Source organism: Bacillus sp. EKM202B (assembly GCF_011066025.1).
Classification (GTDB): Bacteria; Bacillota; Bacilli; order Bacillales; family Bacillaceae_G; genus Bacillus_A; species Bacillus_A toyonensis.
Window position 1 is genome coordinate 1 of sequence record NZ_JAAMNK010000098.1, and the last position, 581, is coordinate 581.

The window sequence follows — 581 nt, forward strand, 5'->3', positions numbered from 1 at the left end:
GGAGAGAAAAAAGTGATGGTTGCGGCATATAAGCAAATATTTTATACCGTAAGTGCTGAACTACCTAACAATCCATCAGATCTTTTTGATAATAGTGTTACTTTCGGTGAGTTAACTCGTAAAGGGATAAGTAATGCGGCTCCGCCTGTTATGGTGTCAAATGTAGCCTATGGCAGAACCATTTATGTGAAATTAGAAACAACATCTAAGAGCAAAGATGTACAAGCTGCTTTTAAAGCGTTACTTAAAAATAACAGCGTCGAAACGAGTGGACAGTACAAAGATATTTTTGAAGAAAGTACCTTTACCGCTGTAGTATTAGGTGGAGATGCAAAAGAGCATAACAAGGTTGTTACAAAAGATTTTAATGAAATCCGAAATATCATTAAAGATAATGCAGAGTTAAGTAAAAAAAATCCAGCATACCCAATTTCATATACGAGCACTTTCTTAAAAGATAATGCAACTGCTGCTGTTCATAACAATACAGATTATGTTGAGACTACAACTACAGAATATTCAAGTGCTAAAATGACGCTTGATCATTACGGTGCATATGTTGCTCAATTTGATGTATCTTG

1 pseudogene is annotated in these 581 nt (G+C 34.9%); it reads left to right on the plus strand.

From position 1 onward, the window contains the following. A pseudogene (alo, locus tag G9F74_RS29475) lies at positions 1-581 on the plus strand (anthrolysin O/cereolysin O family cholesterol-dependent cytolysin Alo); the annotation flags it as partial.